Below are 15,770 nucleotides of genomic sequence, written 5' to 3' on the forward strand. Positions count from 1 at the left end.
CTTACGCCCCCAAGGAGGCCAGCGAAGCCAGCACGGATTCGGCGGTCGGGTTGTCCAGAGTCCCCACCAAGGCGCCGTCGTTCATGAGTACCACGCGGTCGGCGTAGGAGGCGGCGACGGGGTCGTGGGTGACCATGATGATGCTCTGGCCCATTTCGCGCGAGGAGCGGCGCAGCATGCCCAGCACCTCGGCGCCGGAACGGGAATCGAGGTTGCCGGTGGGCTCGTCGCCAAAGATCACATCGGGGCGCGTGAGCAGGGCGCGGGCCACGGCGACGCGCTGCTGCTGGCCGCCGGAGAGCTCATGCGGCTTGTGCGCCAGGCGATCCACCAGACCCAGTGTTTTGGTGATGAAGGTGAACCATTCCTTGTCCACGGTGCCGCCGGCCAGAGCCACGGGAAGGGTGATGTTGGCTTCCGCAGTCAGGGTTGGGACCAAGTTGAAGGCTTGGAAGACGAAGCCGATCCGGTCACGGCGCAGCTGGGTTAACGCCTTGTCGTTGAGCGATGTCAGCTCGGTGTCGCCCAAGTGGATGGTGCCGCTGGTGACCGAATCGAGGCCCGCCAAGCAGTGCATCAGTGTGGATTTGCCCGAACCTGAGGGCCCCATGATGGCGGTGAATTGGCCGGCCGGGAACTCCAGGTCCACACCCTTGAGCGCTGTCACCTCGGTTTCGCCCTTGCCGTAGGTCTTGCGCAAACCGCGGGCCTGAACCGCCAATGTGCGTTGATTGTGCTCTGTTGTGATGGTCATGGCTCCAGCCTAATTTCGGATGGGGTGGCGCGGATCGGAGCACGGTTGGAGATCTTTGGAATGTTCGACGCCGGTCCCTCCTACCGTAGTGGGAGGCGGCTGCCGCTGGGGTGCGGGAGGACGATTTCCTGAGGGCAAAGTTCCGCTTTCTAGAATCCGTTGGGAAGAGGAGAATTGTCAGCATGGTCCAGGCGATGGATGACGGCGTGGCAGCATATTCGGACCGGGTGGTCGCTGCCGTGCTGGGCTACGCGGAACTGGCAAGCATTGTGTTGGGTGACGGGCTTGGCTGGTATGCCGCACTTGCCGAAGCCGGCGGAGCAGGGCTGACGCCGGCTGAGTTGGCAGCGGGTACCGGCACGCAGGAACGCTACGCGCGGGAATGGCTGGAACAACAAAGCGTGGCGGGCTTCGTCGAAGTGGTGCAGGACGCCGGAACAGCTCAGGATGCCGGGCCCCGCTTCATACTGCCGCCCGGTGCTGCCGAGGTGCTGCTGCAACCGGACTCCCTCACAACACTCATGCCTATGGTGCGCATGCTCCGGGCAGGGGTGGCACAGCTGCCGGAACTGGTGCAGGCATTCCGGCATGGCGGCGGCGTGGGCTGGGCGGAGATCGGCAGCGAGGCACGCGAGTCGCAGGCGGCCGGCAACAAACCGTGGTTTGACCAGCGGCTGGGTACCGCTTTGGCGTCCGTCCCGGAGATCCACGAGGTGCTGTCCCGGCAGGGGGCGCGCATCACCGATCTGGGGGCCGGCTTCGGCTGGTCCACGCTGGCGCTGGCGAACGCCTACCCGGGTGCCGCCGTCGTCGGCATTGACATTGACGAGCCCTCGATCGAGCAGGCGCGGAAGAACGCACGCCGCCGCGGTTTGGAGGGCCGGGCAACGTTCCGCCTCGCCGACGCCGACGCCGACGCCGACTCCGCCGTCGCCGCGGACGCCGTCGCCGACTCCGCCGTCGCCGCGGACGCCGTCGCCGCGGACGCCGTCGCCGCGGACGCCGACGCCGCGGACGCGGCAGACGCCGGGGCGCCCGGCAGCCAGGACGCCGTCTTCATCTTTGAGGCGCTGCATGATATGCCGTTTCCCGTGCAGGTGCTGGCCGCAGTCCGCGCCATGGTGAAGTCCGACGGCGTGGTGGTGGTCATGGATGAAGCCGTCGCCGATGCGTTTGGCCCGGCCGGGGACGAACTGGAGCGGCTCATGTATGCCTACAGCCTGTTCATCTGCCTGCCCGACAGCCTGTCGATCCCGGGATCGGCGGGCACGGGGACGGTGATGCGGCAATCGGTGCTGGAACGGTACGCGGCAGGGGCTGGCTATTCCGCGGTGGAACGCCTGCCCATCGAGGGATTCTCGGCCTTCCGCTTCTACCGCCTGCACCTGTAGGTCCCCCGTCACACCCTGCCGACATTCCTGGCCGGTGACGATGCCGAGCTCGACTCGGCCAAGCTAAAACCGGTGTTTCTCTCCCTGGAGTAGTGGCGGACGGGGTCCCTGCGGCGGCGTCGGCAGAAACGCCCCGGCAAGTGCGGCATCGGGCAGGGGCGCCGGTTAGCGCGGGGAGACGATCCCGGTCTCGTAGGCGATGACCACAATCTGCACCCGGTCACGGGCGTTAAGCTTGGCCAAGATGTGCCCCACATGGGTCTTGACGGTGGCCTCGGAAACGAACAGCTGCGCGGCGATCTCCGGGTTGGAGAGACCGTTGGCGATCAGCACAAACACCTCATGCTCGCGCGCCGTAAGCCGGGCCACCGCTTCGGCATGGGCGTCGTTGGCCGCGCTGGGGGCAGAGAGCATGGGCGCCACATGATCCAGCAGCCGGCGCGTGGTGGACGGGGCAATGACGGCGTCGCCCGCGAAAACAGTCCTGATGGCGCCGAGTAGTTCCTCCGGCGGGGCGTCCTTCAGCAAGAAGCCGCTGGCCCCTGCCTGAATCGCGGCCAAAGCATATTCATCGAGGTCAAAAGTTGTCAGCACCACGATCTTCAGCTCCGACAACCACGATCCGGACGGCGCAGCCTTGGTGCGTTCCATGAGCCGGCGGGTAGTTTCGAGCCCGTCCATGCTGGGCATGCGCACGTCCATGAGGACCACATCGGCCGCCGTTGCCGAGAGCCCGGCCAGCGCCTCGATGCCGTTGCCAGCCTGCAGCACCACGCTCAGATCGGGCTGGGAATTGATCAGCATGCCAAAGCCGGAACGCACCAGCTGCTGATCGTCGACCAGGGCCACGCGGATGGGGGAGAGGGAAGTCATGGTTACTGCTCCGTGTAGGGGATGAATGCGTTGATGCCGAAACCGCCGCCAGGCAGCGGGCCGGCCGAAAGATTGCCGTCGTAGAGTTTTACGCGCTCGGCCATGCCGCGCAAGCCGTTGCCGCCCGAGGTTCCGCTCGGGGCTCCGGAGGGAGACACAGTCTGGGGTGAAGCAGTCTTGAGTGCCCCGGTGGTGGGCTGCCCGCCTGCGTGAGGGACGACGTCGTTCCTCACCTGGGCGGAAATCGCTGGGGGTCTTGTGGGCAGCACCGAGACGGGGTTGGTGGACAGGGCGGCGGTGGCGCCACGGCCGTCGTCGCGCACGGTGATGTCCAGGCCGCGCGCGTTCCAGGCGAGGTGGACGGCGGATTGGACGTTGGGTCCGGCGTGCTTCATGACGTTGGTGAGGCCCTCTTGGACCATGCGGTAGGCGGTCAGTTCCGCGCCGGGTGGGAGTTGGCGGCGGGCCGTTCCGGTGACGGTGAACTCCACCGGTAGGCCTGTTGCGCGGGTGCCCAACAGCAGTTCGTCGATGTCCGCGAGGCCGGGGAGGGGCCGGGTGGAGGCCTCGTCTCCGCCACGCAAAACGCCTAGCAGGCGGCGCATTTCTTGGAGGGAAGAACGGCCTGTGGCGGCAATCGTAGCTAGTGTTTGCGGTGCGATTTCAGGGGTGGCCACTGCGGCGTAGCGGGCGCCGTCGGCCTGGGTGATGATGACGGAGAGCGAGTGCGCCACGATGTCATGCATCTCGCGAGCAATGTGGGCGCGCTCATCGCTGGCGGCGAGCTCACGTTCGTGCTGGGCCTCAATTTCCAGTCGGTGGGCGCGCTCGGAAAGGGCTTGTTCGCGGAGCCGTTTGGTTCGCGTCAGGTCACCGGCTGTCCAGCTGAAAAGGATCAGAACCCAGACCATGAGAATCAAGACTATGGTGTAGGGCAGATCGGCCAAGCTGACCATGGTGAGCTCGTAAAAGTAGCGGGTCACCAGCATGATGGAGCCCAACATGGCCAAGCCCAGCCCACTCAGCGATGCCCAGCGTGGGCCAAATGCCGCCAGCGCGTAGACAATGAGCGGTACAGAAATATTGGCCGCCATGGGCTCCACATTGAGCGCCCACTGCAAGACGGCAACGCCGGCAATGATGGAACCAGCCATGACTGTGCGAGTACGCCGCCACGCCAACGGGAAAATCAGCGCCGTTGCGAAGACTCCCGCCACCAGCATTTCCAGACCGGTTCGGCGATATCCGCCGTCGGCAATACTGAAGGGCATCACCATGAGCCCCAGCACCGACATTAAAACGAAGTCCACGGCGAAGCGGTGCCGACTGAACCAGTCGTAAATGGAATGCATGATCACGTATCCACCCTATGGTCTACCGCCTCCAATAGCCTCCTGCCCAGGGTGGAGATTTGCGGTGGCTGGTTCTGGTTGCCGCTACTGCGCTCCACCTCGGAGTGCGGCGGCGTCAGTGATGCGGCTGGCCATATTCTTGAAGATTGCTCCGTGGAACGGCAAAACAGCCAGCCAGTACAACCGCCCCCAGAGGCCCCGCGGAAAGAAAATGGCCCGTTGCCGGAACTCGCTTCCTTGTCCTTCCCCCAGATCCGTGACTTCAAATTCAAGCCACGCCCTGCCAGGAACAATCATCTCCGCACGCAGGAGTAGCAGGTGGCCCCGCTCCAATGTTTCCACGCGCCACCAGTCAACGGTGTCGTTGAGTTGGAGAGAATTGGGGCTGCGTCGTCCTCGGATCAAGCCGACCCCACCGGCGAGCTTGTCCATCCAGCCACGCACAGTCCACGCGAATGGAAGAGAGTAATAGCCGTTCTCTCCACCTATTCCTTCCACCACGGCCCAGACCTGATGGGCAGGGACCTTGGTGGTTTTTTTGCGTTCATCGGTGAAAACAGTCAAACCGGCCCAGTCTGGATCGCTCGGCAAAGGCTCGGCAGGTGCGCTCAGGGCGTGGGCAGTTGCCCACGTTGTCTCCACCGCGTCGGTTTCGATCTTGTGGAGCGCCAATTCTACAGACCGCTTGTAGGGCGTGAGTCCGCCGTCGGGGTCGGGGATGAAGGCGGCAATGTCCTTCTCACTGGTCACACAAGAATGCTGAAGGGATTCCACCAGTGGGATGGCCAGGCTACGGGGGACTGGAGTGACTAAATTGACCCATTGGCCTGCCAGCCATGGCGTTAACACCGGCAAAGGAATAATGGTTGGAGGCCGGAATCCTGCGGCCTGCGCATAGCTGCGCATCATGTCTGCATAGCGCAGAACTTCAGGCCCGCCAATATCAAAGGTGCGGTTGAGCCCGGATGGTAGCGATGTTGCACCCACCAGATAGTGCAGCGCATCTCGGATGGCTATGGGCTGGATCTTATTCATGACCCATTTGGGGGCCGGCATTACGGGGAGCACATCGGTCAGGTGCCTGACCATTTCAAAACTGGCCGAACCCGATCCGATCACCAGCCCGGCTTGGAGCACCACGGTGGGTGTTCCGCTGGCCATGAGAATACTACCTACCTCGGTGCGAGAAGCCAGATGGCGGCTGAGCTTTCCATGGGGGTGGAGCCCGGATAGATACACCAGTCGTTGCACGCCTGCCTCTCGGGCTGCCTGACCCAGATTCATGGCACAGAGACGTTCCACCCGCTCAAAATCGGCCTCGGCTCCACCAGACATGGAGTGCACCAAGTAATAGACCAGTTCCGTGCCGTGGCAGAGTTCGCGAGCAGTCTCGAAGTCCTGAATGGATCCCTCCACCGCGGTGACCTGATCTCGCCACGGGACATCTCTAAGTTTTGTCAGGTTACGGCTCAATACCCGTACCTCGTGCCCGGCTTCTAGGAGTAGCGGAATGAGCCGCCCACCAATATAACCAGTTGCTCCTGCGACAGCGATTCTTGCCATGGTGCGCCTCCAGCTCGACAAATCTGTTTTCTTCCTCCATTATGTAGTTAGATTTTCTTATTATCAACACTTTGATATACATGATTGATTAATTATCAACAAGGGGATATACGTGAGTGGCGAACAAGTTGATCCCGTTCGAGATTCGATGCATCCAGCGTCGGCTCTTGTGCGGCAGGTGCTTGCCTTGAACGAGACCATGGAGTTCATCATGCGGCGTGAGATGGAAATCAACGAAACCGATTTTCAGGCCATGCAGCACCTCCTGAAACTGCGCTCCGTGTCACCGAGTGAGCTTTCGCAGATGCTGCATTTGACCCCGGCCGCCACCACCACCGTGATTGATCGCTTGGTGGCGAAGGGACACGTGCACCGCTCCCCACACCCGACGGATCGACGGCGCTGGGTCATCAGCCCCAGCGACGAGTCGGTGCAGTCAGCCATGGAGATGTTGATGCCGATGATTTTAGATGTTGACCAGGCAGTGCGCGGCTATGAAGAACACGAACAGCGCGTGATAGTTGATTTTCTCTCCGGAGTGGTCGATTCCATGACCGGCCGGATTGCTAGCCTCGAGAGCGAGATTGAAATGAAGTACGATCACCTGCACAGAGGAACAGTGAAAGGCGAGCAGTGATGTCATCCATCAAGCAATCTCTGAAAAACCTTGGAACTCGTCAGCCGGAAACGCTCGAATGGGAGGGATTCAAAGCTCAGATTCAGTCCTCGCTCGATACGTATTTCCTCAGCCATGGTGCCCGGGCGGAGGCCTACTCTCCGGCCTTTGAACAGTTGTGGGCGAGCATGTCCAAGACCACCCGTGGCGGTAAGTGGATGCGGCCACGCCTGGTTTTTTTGACGTATTCGGCGTTCGGTGGAACTGATCACCAGGCGTGTGGGGATTTGGCCGCGGCCTTTGAGCTGCTCCATGCTGCACTGTTGGTGCACGACGACGTCATCGACAGGGATTTTGTTCGACGAGGCATCGCGACCATAGGAGCGGAGTATCGTGACGTGGCAGCCGGCTTGGGACATACCGCGGACGACGCCGATCACGCCGGCTATTCTGCGGCCATCATAGCCGGGGATTTATTGCTGACCGGATCCCTGCGCATGGCCATGGCCGCCGCCGCGGGGCATCGCCATTGTGGTGCCATTCTTGAAACCATGCATGAGGCAATTTTTGCCTCGGCTGCCGGTGAGTTGGATGATCTCCTTTTCTCGTTGGGCGGGTTGCGGGCAGAAATGCCAGAGGTGCTGAACATGGAACGGCTGAAAACTGCTGTTTACTCTTTTGAAATGCCACTTCGAGCCGGCGCACTTCTGGCCGGGGAGTCAGTTGCAACCGCGGATGCTTTGGCGGCTGTGGGACGTGACATTGGCATCGCCTACCAAATTATCGACGACGTATTGGGCACCTTTGGTGAGTCCACGTTGACGGGAAAATCTGTTGACTCCGATCTGCGCGAGGGCAAGCGAACCATCTTGACCACCTTCGCCGCCGGTTCCCTAGAATTCACATCAATGGCGGAAGCTTTTAGACGTGGACAGGTCGATACTGACGCCCTACGGACAGTGTTGCATCAGTTGGGAGCGCCCAACTTTGCCGTGGGGCTGGCCGAATCGTTGGTATCAGATGCCCTAGACAAGGCTCAGCAGCTTGATCTGCCGGCGTCGCTACATGCGGAACTTTCCACTCTGTGCGACTACGTGCTGACAAGGAGTAGCTGAACATGAGACTTGATCCACTGGGACATTATTCTGACACAGCCACCCGCAGCGCCGGCGTGGTGATTGGCAGCTATTCGACGTCGTTCGGCTTAGCTTGCTTGATTTTGGGCACCAAGAATCGCCGCCATATAGAAAACATCTATGCCCTGGTGCGGGTGGCTGATGAAGTGGTGGACGGCGCAGCTGCGGCTGCAGGGCTCAACACTGACGCCGTGTGCTGGCAGTTAGATAATTTGGAAGCTGAAACTGAGCGGGCCATGGGCTGTGGCTACAGCACCAACATGGTGGTGCACGCGTTCGCTCTCACCGCACGGGAAACCGGTATTGGCACGGCCCTGACACGCCCGTTCTTTGAATCTATGCGCACCGATGTCTTGAAGACGGTGCATTCCGCTGACACCTTGGCAGATTACATTTATGGCTCTGCTGAAGTAGTGGGCTTAATGTGTTTGAAGGTGTTCCAAGTTATGCCCGGTGCCACCAGTGGCCATGATGCACAGCTAGTCAATGCGGCACGTAGCTTGGGCGCTGCATTCCAGAAGGTGAACTTCCTGCGTGATCTGGGTGCAGACAGTGCCGATCTGGGACGCTTCTACTTCCCCGGCCTTGATCCGGACGCGTTCAACGACAGTCACAAACGCGAACTTCTCAACGATATTCGCAGTGATCTTGCCGCCGCCCGGGCTGGCATGGTGTTTCTAGCGCCGCCGGCTCGACGCTCGGTGCGGCTGGCCCATGATCTTTTCTTGGCGCTGGTGGAGCGGATAGATAAAGTTCCTGCTGCCGAACTAGCGCAGGGGAGGGTTCGGGTTCCTGGGTGGCACAAAGCCCTCATAGGTTTGCGAGTCCTAGCCAACCCCGGATCTTCCAGCGCCACCAAGGAACTATCCCAAGCGGTTTCCTCATGAGCGGCAAGCGTAGCTTCGCAGCGCAGAAGGCTGTGGTGATTGGCGGTGGAATCTCTGGCCTAGCAACGGCTGCTTTGCTGGCAAAAGACGGCCACAGCGTGACGATTTTGGAGAAGGAAGCGCAATTGGGTGGCCGTGCTGGCCGTTTTGAGCGCGATGGATTCAGCTTCGACACCGGTCCCAGCTGGTACCTCATGCCGGAGGTCATCGACCATTGGTTCAAGCTCATGGGAACCAGCGCTGCAGCGGAATTGGAGCTGACACATCTGGACCCGGCGTACAAACTGTGGAACTCTGCGCCGGCGACTTATGCGCCGGCCGCATCTGCGCCGTCGAAAATCACGCCGTCGAGCGTGGCGGCGCAGAACACGGCAGCCACCTCCGTTGAGGTCCGCACGGGACGCACGCAGACACAAGCCCTTTTCGAGTCTCAGCAGGCGGGTTCAGGGGAGGCGCTGGGTCAGTATTTGGATTCTGCAGAACTAGCCTACAACTTAGCCAAGAAGCACTTCCTGTACGACCCCTTCGGAACCCTGCGCGGGCTCCTCAGCCGGGCCGTGCTGCGCCATGCCCCACGGTTAGTGAAACTATTGACCCAGAACCTGAACAGTTTTGTGGCATCGAGTTTCACTCATCCTTTGCAACAAAAGATCTTGGGCTACCCGGCCGTCTTCTTGGGCACTAGCCCGTACAAGGCGCCTTCGATTTATCACCTCATGAGCCATCTGGATCTAGAGGATGGGGTGCTTTACCCTCAGGGTGGATTCGCCGCGCTGGTGGATGCCATGGAACGGGTCGCGCGGGGCGCAGGTGTGGAGATCATTACTGGAGCCACGGCGACCAAGATTCACGTGGCCGAACCGGAGCCAGGCAATCCGGGTCTGGCCACCTCGAGAATCAGCGAGCTAAAGCTGAACAAGCCGAAGCGCAGCCCCCGCTGCGAGGCTGTTGCTTGGCGCGATAGCGATGGGAAGGACCGCATCATCGAGGCCGCTCTGGTGGTGGGGGCCGCGGATTTGCACCATGTAGAAACCGCTCTGCTTCCTGAGGCTTTACAGATGCGCAGCGCCAAGAAGTGGAAGAAAGCCGATCCTGGCATCAGCGCCGTCCTGCTCTGCCTGGGCATCAGGGGCACCCTGCCCGATCTTGCCCATCACAATCTTCTGTTCACCGAGGATTGGGCGGATAACTTTGCCCGCATCACCGACGGCCACGCGCTCGCAGACACCACATCCCTTTACGTCTGTAAGCCCAGTGCCTCTGATTCTTCGGTCGCGCCTGAGGGAAGCGAAAACCTGTTCTTGCTGATCCCGTCCCCAGCCTTGCCGCAGTGGGGCAAAGGCGGGTACGACGGCGGCGGCTCGGCTCAGATTGAAAAGGTCGCCGACGCTGCCATCGCCCAGGTGGCTGCGTGGACCAATACTCCCGACCTCGCCGATCGTATTGTGGTCCGGCGCAGTTATGGTCCCGCCGATTTCCAAGACAATTTCAATGCGTGGCAAGGCAGTGCCTTGGGCCTTGCCCACACGCTGCCACAAAGCGCTTTTCTGCGTCCGGGAAACGCTAACTCCAAGGTCGAGGGGCTGTTCTATGCGGGCAGTTCCGTACGGCCAGGGATCGGGGTCCCCATGTGCATGATCAGTGCCGAGATTGTGCTCAAACTAGTGCGCGGAGATAGCAGTGCAGGACCTCTTACTGAGTTGGTCGCCTCATGATCTATTTGCTGATCCTATTGCTCCTTCTGGGATGTATGGTTTTGATCGATGCGCGGTGGAAACTCTTCGTCTTTGTCCGCCCTGTGGCGGGTTTACTGGTGCTGCTGCTAGGCACTGCTTTCTTCCTTTTGTGGGACGTGGCGGCCATCGAGGCAGGCATCTTCTTACACCGCGATTCCCCGCTCATGACTGGGATCATGATTGCTCCGCAGTTGCCCCTGGAGGAGGCATTCTTCCTGCTGTTTCTGTGTTACCAAACCATGATCCTGCTTACAGGGGCCCAGCGCTTTCTGCAGATCAGCCGCCGTCGTGGCCGTCCCAACGGCAGGGGCGAGCTGTGAACTTTGCCCAACTCAACGCCATCTTCCTGACCGTTGCGGCCGTGGTCTTCCTTGCCGGTCTCTGGCGTAGCCGATGCAAGGGCCACCTGGTGATTGCCACGGTATCCACGGTGGTGGTGCTTATGGTGCTGACGGTCATTTTTGACAACGTCATGATCGCTTCAGGTCTCTTTGACTACGCGGGGCACACCCTCAACGGTTTCCGTGTGGGGCTGGCGCCCATCGAGGACTTTGCTTATCCCCTGGGTGGGGCGCTCCTGCTCAGTGGGCTGTGGATCTTGTTTATTAGTCAGGGGAAGCGATGAAGAACTTGTTCGTGACCTCCCGGCCGGTATCGTGGGTCAATACCGCTTATCCTTTTGCGGCCGCGTATTTCCTGGTGACAGGGCGCATTGATTGGGTCTTTGTGGTGGGGACGCTCTTCTTCCTGATCCCTTACAACTTATTGATGTACGGCATCAACGATGTGTTCGACTACGAATCTGACCTGCTCAACGCTCGCAAGGGCGGGGTGGAGGGTGCTGTTCTTGACCGCAAGCACCATCGTTTCATCCTGTGGGCTTCCATCCTTGGGGTGGTGCCCTTCATAGCAGTTCTCGCTACGCAAGGTGGGATAGCAGCCAATATTGTCTTGGCGATCTCCATCTTTGCCGTGCTTGCCTACAGTGCACCGGGGCTGCGTTTCAAGGAGCGTCCCTTCCTGGATTCCATCACCTCTGCTACGCACTTTGTTTCTCCCGCCGTGTATGGGCTAGTCCTGGTGCAGGCGGATTTCACCTCCGGACTCTGGGCCGTGCTGGTGGCGTTCTTCCTCTGGGGAATGGCCAGCCACGCCTTCGGGGCGGTTCAGGATATTGTGCCCGACAGGGAAGGTGGAATTGCCTCCATCGGGACAGTCTTGGGTGCGCGCTTTACCGTCTGGTTCGCGTTCGCTGCGTACGCCTGTGCTGGTTTGCTGATGTTGTTGACGTCAGTTCCGGTGGCCGCCCTCTTGGCCATACCGTATTTGATCAACATTGCACCTTCGCTGCCTCTGGTTGACGCCACTTCGGCTCGAGCCAACGAGGCATGGAAACGCTTCCTATGGCTGAACTACCTGACCGGATTCCTGGTGACCATGATCTTCATCTGGATGGTCTTGCGGACAACCGGCTAAATACCACTGCCCCTAAAACCGTTCAATTCCCTCAACAATCCCGCGCCCCGAAAGGTCAACCATGAACGTCTCAGTGGTCTGGTTCCGTGATGACTTGCGAGTCGCCGACAATCCCGCCTTGCTCGCGGCCACGGCCGACGGCGGTGCCGTGGCCCTGTACGTGCTGGATGAGGAGTCGGAGGGCATCCGGCCTTTGGGCGGGGCAGCCAAGTGGTGGCTCCATCATGCGCTCGCAGATCTGCGTGCCGAGTTGCAAACATTGGGGATCGCGCTCATTTTGCGCCGCGGCCCGGGAACCTACGTTGTGCCGGAGCTGCTCACCACGTTGGGGGCCACGGCCGTCTATTGGAACCGCCGCTATGGCGGCCCCGAACGTGCCGTGGATGGTGCACTGAAGGAGTGGGCGCTGGAAAAGGGCCTGCACGCCGAGAGTTTTCAGGCCAGCCTCCTGCACGAACCTTGGACGGTCACCACGGGAGCCGGAAACCCCTATCAAGTCTTCACCCCGTTCTGGCGCACCGTCTCGGGCCATGATTTTCGGGCACCCCTAGGGACGCCCGACGCCGGACGCGGACTTAGCGGAAGGCTGCCACTTAGTGACGCTCCAGCGAGCGACCCGCTTGAGAGCTGGGCCCTACTGCCCACCTCACCCGATTGGGCAGGCGGACTGCGTGAAACGTGGCGGCCCACGGCAGCGGCGGCCCAAGAACGGCTGGCCGATTTCCTCGACGGCCCCGTCAATGACTACTCGGATGCGCGCGACCGCCCTGACCAGCGTGGCACCAGCGGACTCTCGCCCTATCTACGGTGGGGTCAGATCAGTCCGTTCCAAGTGTGGGCGGCGCTCGCCGAGTCCCGCAAGGGAGGTTCGGCAGCAACCGGGGGAGTGGGAGAGGCAACACCTGGCGCGAAGGTCTTTGCCGCCGAGCTCGGATGGCGAGAATTCTGCTGGCACCAGCTCTTCCACCATCCGGATCTAGCAACAATGAATCTGCGCTCGCAGTTTGATACGTTCCCCTGGCGGACGGCCGAGTCCGACGATCTCGCGCCGGAGCAGCTCTCAGCATGGCAATGCGGCACCACCGGGATTCCGCTGGTGGATGCCGGGCAGCGCGAGTTGTGGCACACCGGAACCATGCATAACCGGGTTCGGATGGTGGTGGCCAGTTTCTTGATCAAGAATTTAGGCTTCGATTGGCGGCTGGGTGAGCAGTGGTTCTGGGACACGCTGGTAGATGCCGATGCGGCGTCAAACCCGGCAAACTGGCAGTGGGTAGCCGGATCGGGGGCCGACGCTGCGCCATATTTCCGGATCTTCAACCCGGTGACTCAGGCCAAGAAGTTTGATCCCCTGGCCCGCTACGTCACGGCTTGGGTTCCAGAAATCGCCACACCGGAGTACCCCGAACCTGTGGTGGACCTGCAAGAAAGTCGGCGGAATGCCCTTGCTGACTATGCCTCCATCAAGACGCCCTCCATCGAGGCTGAATCCACCACGTCCTAATCTATCAAGCGGCGATCTCATTATGTAAGATGAGTTGCCCATCATGTGGATAGTTTGGCTAGGCTGAATCTATGAGCGCAACCATTGAAACAGCTGGCATTGACATTGCCGTAATTGCCGGCGACGGTATCGGCCCCGAGGTAACAGCAGAGGCCGTGAAGGTTCTGAAGAAGGTTACCTCCGCAGAAGGCGTGGAGCTCAAACTGACCAACTACTTGCTCGGCGCCGAGCACTGGTTGGCCACCGGAGAGACGCTCCCCGAATCCACCATTGACGCCCTGCGCGGTCACGACGCCATCCTCTTCGGCGCCGTCGGTGCAGCCCCCGGCGATACCTCCATCCCGTCCGGCTTGATTGAGCGCGAGATGCTCCTCAAGCTGCGCTTCAGCCTGGATCACTATGTGAACCTGCGCCCTTCTTTCTTGTACGACGGCGTCGCCTCACCCTTGGCGAACCCGGGCACCATCGATTTCGTCGTGGTTCGCGAAGGCACCGAAGGTCCCTATGTTGGTAACGGTGGCGTGCTGCGAAAGGGCACCTCGCACGAGGTTGCCACCGAAGTTTCCGTCAACACAGCCTTCGGCGTAGAGCGCTTGGTGCGTGACGGTTTCCGCCGCGCCAACGAGCGTCCTCGCAAGAAACTCACCTACGTCCACAAGCACAATGTGCTGGTCTACGCCGGGCACTTGTGGAAGCGCACGGTCGAGGCTGTGGCGAAGGAGTTCCCGGATGTCAGCGTTGATTACCTGCACGTGGATGCAGCCATGATCTTTCTGGTCACCGATCCGGCCCGCTTTGATGTCATTGTCACTGACAATTTGTTCGGCGACATCGTCACCGACCTGGCTGCAGCCGTCACCGGCGGAATTGGTCTGGCCGCCTCGGGCAACATCAATATGGACCGCACCGCGCCCTCCATGTTTGAACCGGTCCACGGCTCAGCCCCGGACATCGCCGGTCAGCAAAAGGCCGACCCCACGGCGGCCATCCTGTCGGCGGCTCTGTTGCTCCACCACCTGGGCCACCACGGCGCAGCGGCCAAGATCGAGGCCGCGGTCGCTGCAGACGTCGCTACCCGCGATGCGTCGTCCCCTCGCACAACCAGCGCGATTGGTGACGCCATCGCGGCAGCCCTCTAACGGCGTCGTACATGGTGCGGGTGGCGAGCCCGGCGTGGCCCGGGACAGGTGTTAGGCAGGAGTAGGCTTAACCAATAGAGTGAGTGCACACTAACTGAAGGGTTTCTGGCACTGACAACGTGCTCAGAACGGCACACAATCCCGCCCCGCAATGGCAGCGGCGAGAATAACCTTGTGGAGGAAGCATGACCCAGAACGCCAGCGAGCTGAGCTTTTCCCAGCGGCTCAATGAGAACCCGAAGAGCAGCGCAGACCGTGACGCCATTTTGGCCAACCCCGGTTTTGGCGACTACTTTACGGATCACACTGCCGTGGTGGACTTCAAGGTTGATGCCCAGGGCGAGGGCGGCTGGCACAACGCGCGCATTGAGCCGTACGGACCCATCCTCATGGACCCGGCCGCTGCGGTGCTGCACTACGGTCAGGAAATTTTTGAGGGTATGAAGGCCTACCGTCACGCCGACGGTTCTATTTGGACGTTCCGCGCCGACGCGAACGCGGCCCGCTTGAACACCTCGGCCCGCCGTCTAGCGTTGCCGGAACTGCCGCCGGAGACGTTTCTGGAATCCCTGCGCCAGCTGGTGTCGGTGGATCAGGATTGGGTTCCGTCGGGCGATGGCGAGGCGCTGTACTTGCGTCCATTCATGATCGCAACCGAGGCATTCTTGGGTGTGCGTCCGGCCCGCGAAGTGTCCTACCGTGTCATTGCATCCCCGGCCGGTAACTACTTTGGCGGGGAACTAAAGCCCGTTTCGATCTGGCTGACCACCACCTACGCCCGCGCTGGCGCCGGTGGCACGGGCGAGGCCAAGTGTGGTGGCAACTATGCTGCATCGCTGATCGCCCAGATGGAAGCTGAGGCCAACGGCTGCAAGCAGGTGCTGTTCCTGGATCCGTTCAACGACAACGCTGTGGAAGAACTCGGCGGCATGAACGTGTTCTTCGTGTTCAAGGACGGCACACTAGTCACGCCAGAACTCAACGGCCACATCCTCCACGGCATCACGCGCTCTTCGGTATTGCAGCTTGCTGTTGACCGCGGTATGTCTGTACAGGAACGCAAAATCACCATCGACGAGTGGCGCTCCGGGGTGGCATCAGGCGATATCACCGAGGTGTTTGCCTGCGGCACCGCCGCCGTCATCACTCCGATCGGCGAGCTCAAAACCGCCGAGGGCACCATCGCCTCGCCGGCTCAGGGCATTGGCGAAGTCACGGCCGCCATCCGCGAGCAGTTGCTGGGTATCCAGACCGGAGCCGTCGAGGACCTCCACGGCTGGCTGACCCGCTTGGCTTAGGCTTTCTGGGCTAGTTGCCGGCTCGTCTTCTGGCCGGCTGCACTG

At 61.2% G+C, this 15,770-nt stretch carries 15 protein-coding genes; 11 read left to right on the forward strand and 4 right to left on the reverse strand.

Going from position 1 to position 15,770, the window contains the following annotated elements; genetic code table 11:
• Window position 1: 1 nt before the first annotated feature.
• Complete coding sequence (locus AB0P14_RS05755) at window positions 2-754, reverse strand: ABC transporter ATP-binding protein (protein ID WP_363838907.1); 753 nt, start codon at window positions 752-754, stop codon at window positions 2-4.
• A 182-nt stretch (window positions 755-936) separates the two neighbouring features.
• Here AB0P14_RS05755 and AB0P14_RS05760 point away from each other — a divergent pair, with 182 nt between their 5' ends.
• Window positions 937-2,145: a methyltransferase domain-containing protein gene (locus AB0P14_RS05760; protein ID WP_363838909.1), complete on the forward strand. Its 1,209-nt coding sequence runs from the start codon at window positions 937-939 to the stop codon at window positions 2,143-2,145.
• Window positions 2,146-2,310: 165 nt separating this feature from the next.
• On the opposite strand, the gene AB0P14_RS05765 is transcribed toward AB0P14_RS05760, so the two are convergent.
• The 3 genes from AB0P14_RS05765 to AB0P14_RS05775 all read right to left on the reverse strand — a co-directional run bounded on the left by AB0P14_RS05765 (window position 2,311) and on the right by AB0P14_RS05775 (window position 5,933).
• Window positions 2,311-3,018, reverse strand: a complete 708-nt coding sequence (locus AB0P14_RS05765; RefSeq protein ID WP_363838912.1) for a response regulator transcription factor — start codon at window positions 3,016-3,018, stop codon at window positions 2,311-2,313.
• Window positions 3,019-3,020: 2 nt separating this feature from the next.
• The gene (locus AB0P14_RS05770; protein WP_363839366.1) at window positions 3,021-4,370 is read right to left on the reverse strand and encodes a histidine kinase; all 1,350 of its coding nucleotides are present in this window, start codon (window positions 4,368-4,370) and stop codon (window positions 3,021-3,023) included.
• An 84-nt stretch (window positions 4,371-4,454) separates the two neighbouring features.
• Window positions 4,455-5,933, reverse strand: a complete 1,479-nt coding sequence (locus AB0P14_RS05775; RefSeq protein WP_363838915.1) for an SDR family oxidoreductase — start codon at window positions 5,931-5,933, stop codon at window positions 4,455-4,457.
• A 199-nt stretch (window positions 5,934-6,132) separates the two neighbouring features.
• Here AB0P14_RS05775 and AB0P14_RS05780 point away from each other — a divergent pair, with 199 nt between their 5' ends.
• The 10 genes from AB0P14_RS05780 to AB0P14_RS05825 all read left to right on the forward strand — a co-directional run bounded on the left by AB0P14_RS05780 (window position 6,133) and on the right by AB0P14_RS05825 (window position 15,725).
• Window positions 6,133-6,570: a MarR family transcriptional regulator gene (locus AB0P14_RS05780; RefSeq protein ID WP_363838917.1), complete on the forward strand. Its 438-nt coding sequence runs from the start codon at window positions 6,133-6,135 to the stop codon at window positions 6,568-6,570.
• Window positions 6,570-7,664: a polyprenyl synthetase family protein gene (locus tag AB0P14_RS05785; protein ID WP_363838920.1), complete on the forward strand. Its 1,095-nt coding sequence runs from the start codon at window positions 6,570-6,572 to the stop codon at window positions 7,662-7,664. Before AB0P14_RS05780 ends, AB0P14_RS05785 begins: the two co-directional genes overlap by 1 nt.
• Window positions 7,665-7,666: 2 nt before the next feature.
• Window positions 7,667-8,572, forward strand: a complete 906-nt coding sequence (locus AB0P14_RS05790; protein WP_363838922.1) for a squalene/phytoene synthase family protein — start codon at window positions 7,667-7,669, stop codon at window positions 8,570-8,572.
• Entirely contained in the window at window positions 8,569-10,287 is a 1,719-nt protein-coding gene (gene crtI / locus AB0P14_RS05795) for a phytoene desaturase family protein (protein ID WP_363838925.1), read from the forward strand. Before AB0P14_RS05790 ends, crtI begins: the two co-directional genes overlap by 4 nt.
• Window positions 10,288-10,322: 35 nt before the next feature.
• Window positions 10,323-10,628 carry a lycopene cyclase domain-containing protein gene (locus tag AB0P14_RS05800; protein WP_363838928.1) on the forward strand — a complete coding sequence of 102 codons (306 nt, stop codon included), beginning with the start codon at window positions 10,323-10,325 and terminating at the stop codon, window positions 10,626-10,628.
• Window positions 10,625-10,933 (forward strand): lycopene cyclase domain-containing protein, encoded by a 309-nt coding sequence (locus tag AB0P14_RS05805; RefSeq protein WP_363838931.1) that lies wholly within the window; start codon window positions 10,625-10,627, stop codon window positions 10,931-10,933. The genes AB0P14_RS05800 and AB0P14_RS05805 overlap by 4 nt, the downstream gene beginning before the upstream one ends.
• The gene (locus AB0P14_RS05810) at window positions 10,930-11,784 is read left to right on the forward strand and encodes a prenyltransferase (protein WP_363838934.1); all 855 of its coding nucleotides are present in this window, start codon (window positions 10,930-10,932) and stop codon (window positions 11,782-11,784) included. The genes AB0P14_RS05805 and AB0P14_RS05810 overlap by 4 nt, the downstream gene beginning before the upstream one ends.
• Before the next feature lie 61 nt (window positions 11,785-11,845).
• The gene (locus AB0P14_RS05815) at window positions 11,846-13,288 is read left to right on the forward strand and encodes a deoxyribodipyrimidine photo-lyase (RefSeq protein ID WP_363838936.1); all 1,443 of its coding nucleotides are present in this window, start codon (window positions 11,846-11,848) and stop codon (window positions 13,286-13,288) included.
• A gap of 71 nt (window positions 13,289-13,359) precedes the next feature.
• On the forward strand, window positions 13,360-14,427 hold the full coding sequence (locus tag AB0P14_RS05820; protein WP_363838939.1) for a 3-isopropylmalate dehydrogenase: 1,068 nt from the start codon (window positions 13,360-13,362) through the stop codon (window positions 14,425-14,427).
• A gap of 185 nt (window positions 14,428-14,612) precedes the next feature.
• Window positions 14,613-15,725, forward strand: coding sequence for a branched-chain amino acid aminotransferase (locus tag AB0P14_RS05825; protein WP_363838942.1), 1,113 nt, complete (start codon window positions 14,613-14,615; stop codon window positions 15,723-15,725).
• The last annotated feature ends 45 nt before the right edge of the window (window positions 15,726-15,770 follow it).

It is taken from the genome of Specibacter sp. NPDC078709 (assembly GCF_040686795.1).
Lineage (GTDB): Bacteria > Actinomycetota > Actinomycetes > Actinomycetales > Micrococcaceae > Specibacter.

What these genes read in the sequence shown, in the direction of transcription:
- AB0P14_RS05760 (WP_363838909.1), top strand. Translation starts at nt 937, where the DNA reads ATGGTCCAGGCGATGGATGACGGCGTGGCAGCATATTCGGACCGGGTG.
- AB0P14_RS05770 (WP_363839366.1), bottom strand. Translation starts at nt 4,370, where the DNA reads ATGCATTCCATTTACGACTGGTTCAGTCGGCACCGCTTCGCCGTGGAC.
- AB0P14_RS05785 (WP_363838920.1), top strand. Translation starts at nt 6,570, where the DNA reads ATGTCATCCATCAAGCAATCTCTGAAAAACCTTGGAACTCGTCAGCCG.
- AB0P14_RS05765 (WP_363838912.1), bottom strand. Translation starts at nt 3,018, where the DNA reads ATGACTTCCCTCTCCCCCATCCGCGTGGCCCTGGTCGACGATCAGCAG.
- crtI (WP_363838925.1), top strand. Translation starts at nt 8,569, where the DNA reads ATGAGCGGCAAGCGTAGCTTCGCAGCGCAGAAGGCTGTGGTGATTGGC.
- AB0P14_RS05775 (WP_363838915.1), bottom strand. Translation starts at nt 5,933, where the DNA reads ATGGCAAGAATCGCTGTCGCAGGAGCAACTGGTTATATTGGTGGGCGG.
- AB0P14_RS05780 (WP_363838917.1), top strand. Translation starts at nt 6,133, where the DNA reads ATGGAGTTCATCATGCGGCGTGAGATGGAAATCAACGAAACCGATTTT.
- AB0P14_RS05790 (WP_363838922.1), top strand. Translation starts at nt 7,667, where the DNA reads ATGAGACTTGATCCACTGGGACATTATTCTGACACAGCCACCCGCAGC.
- AB0P14_RS05800 (WP_363838928.1), top strand. Translation starts at nt 10,323, where the DNA reads ATGGTTTTGATCGATGCGCGGTGGAAACTCTTCGTCTTTGTCCGCCCT.
- AB0P14_RS05815 (WP_363838936.1), top strand. Translation starts at nt 11,846, where the DNA reads ATGAACGTCTCAGTGGTCTGGTTCCGTGATGACTTGCGAGTCGCCGAC.
- AB0P14_RS05825 (WP_363838942.1), top strand. Translation starts at nt 14,613, where the DNA reads ATGACCCAGAACGCCAGCGAGCTGAGCTTTTCCCAGCGGCTCAATGAG.
- AB0P14_RS05755 (WP_363838907.1), bottom strand. Translation starts at nt 754, where the DNA reads ATGACCATCACAACAGAGCACAATCAACGCACATTGGCGGTTCAGGCC.
- AB0P14_RS05820 (WP_363838939.1), top strand. Translation starts at nt 13,360, where the DNA reads ATGAGCGCAACCATTGAAACAGCTGGCATTGACATTGCCGTAATTGCC.
- AB0P14_RS05810 (WP_363838934.1), top strand. Translation starts at nt 10,930, where the DNA reads ATGAAGAACTTGTTCGTGACCTCCCGGCCGGTATCGTGGGTCAATACC.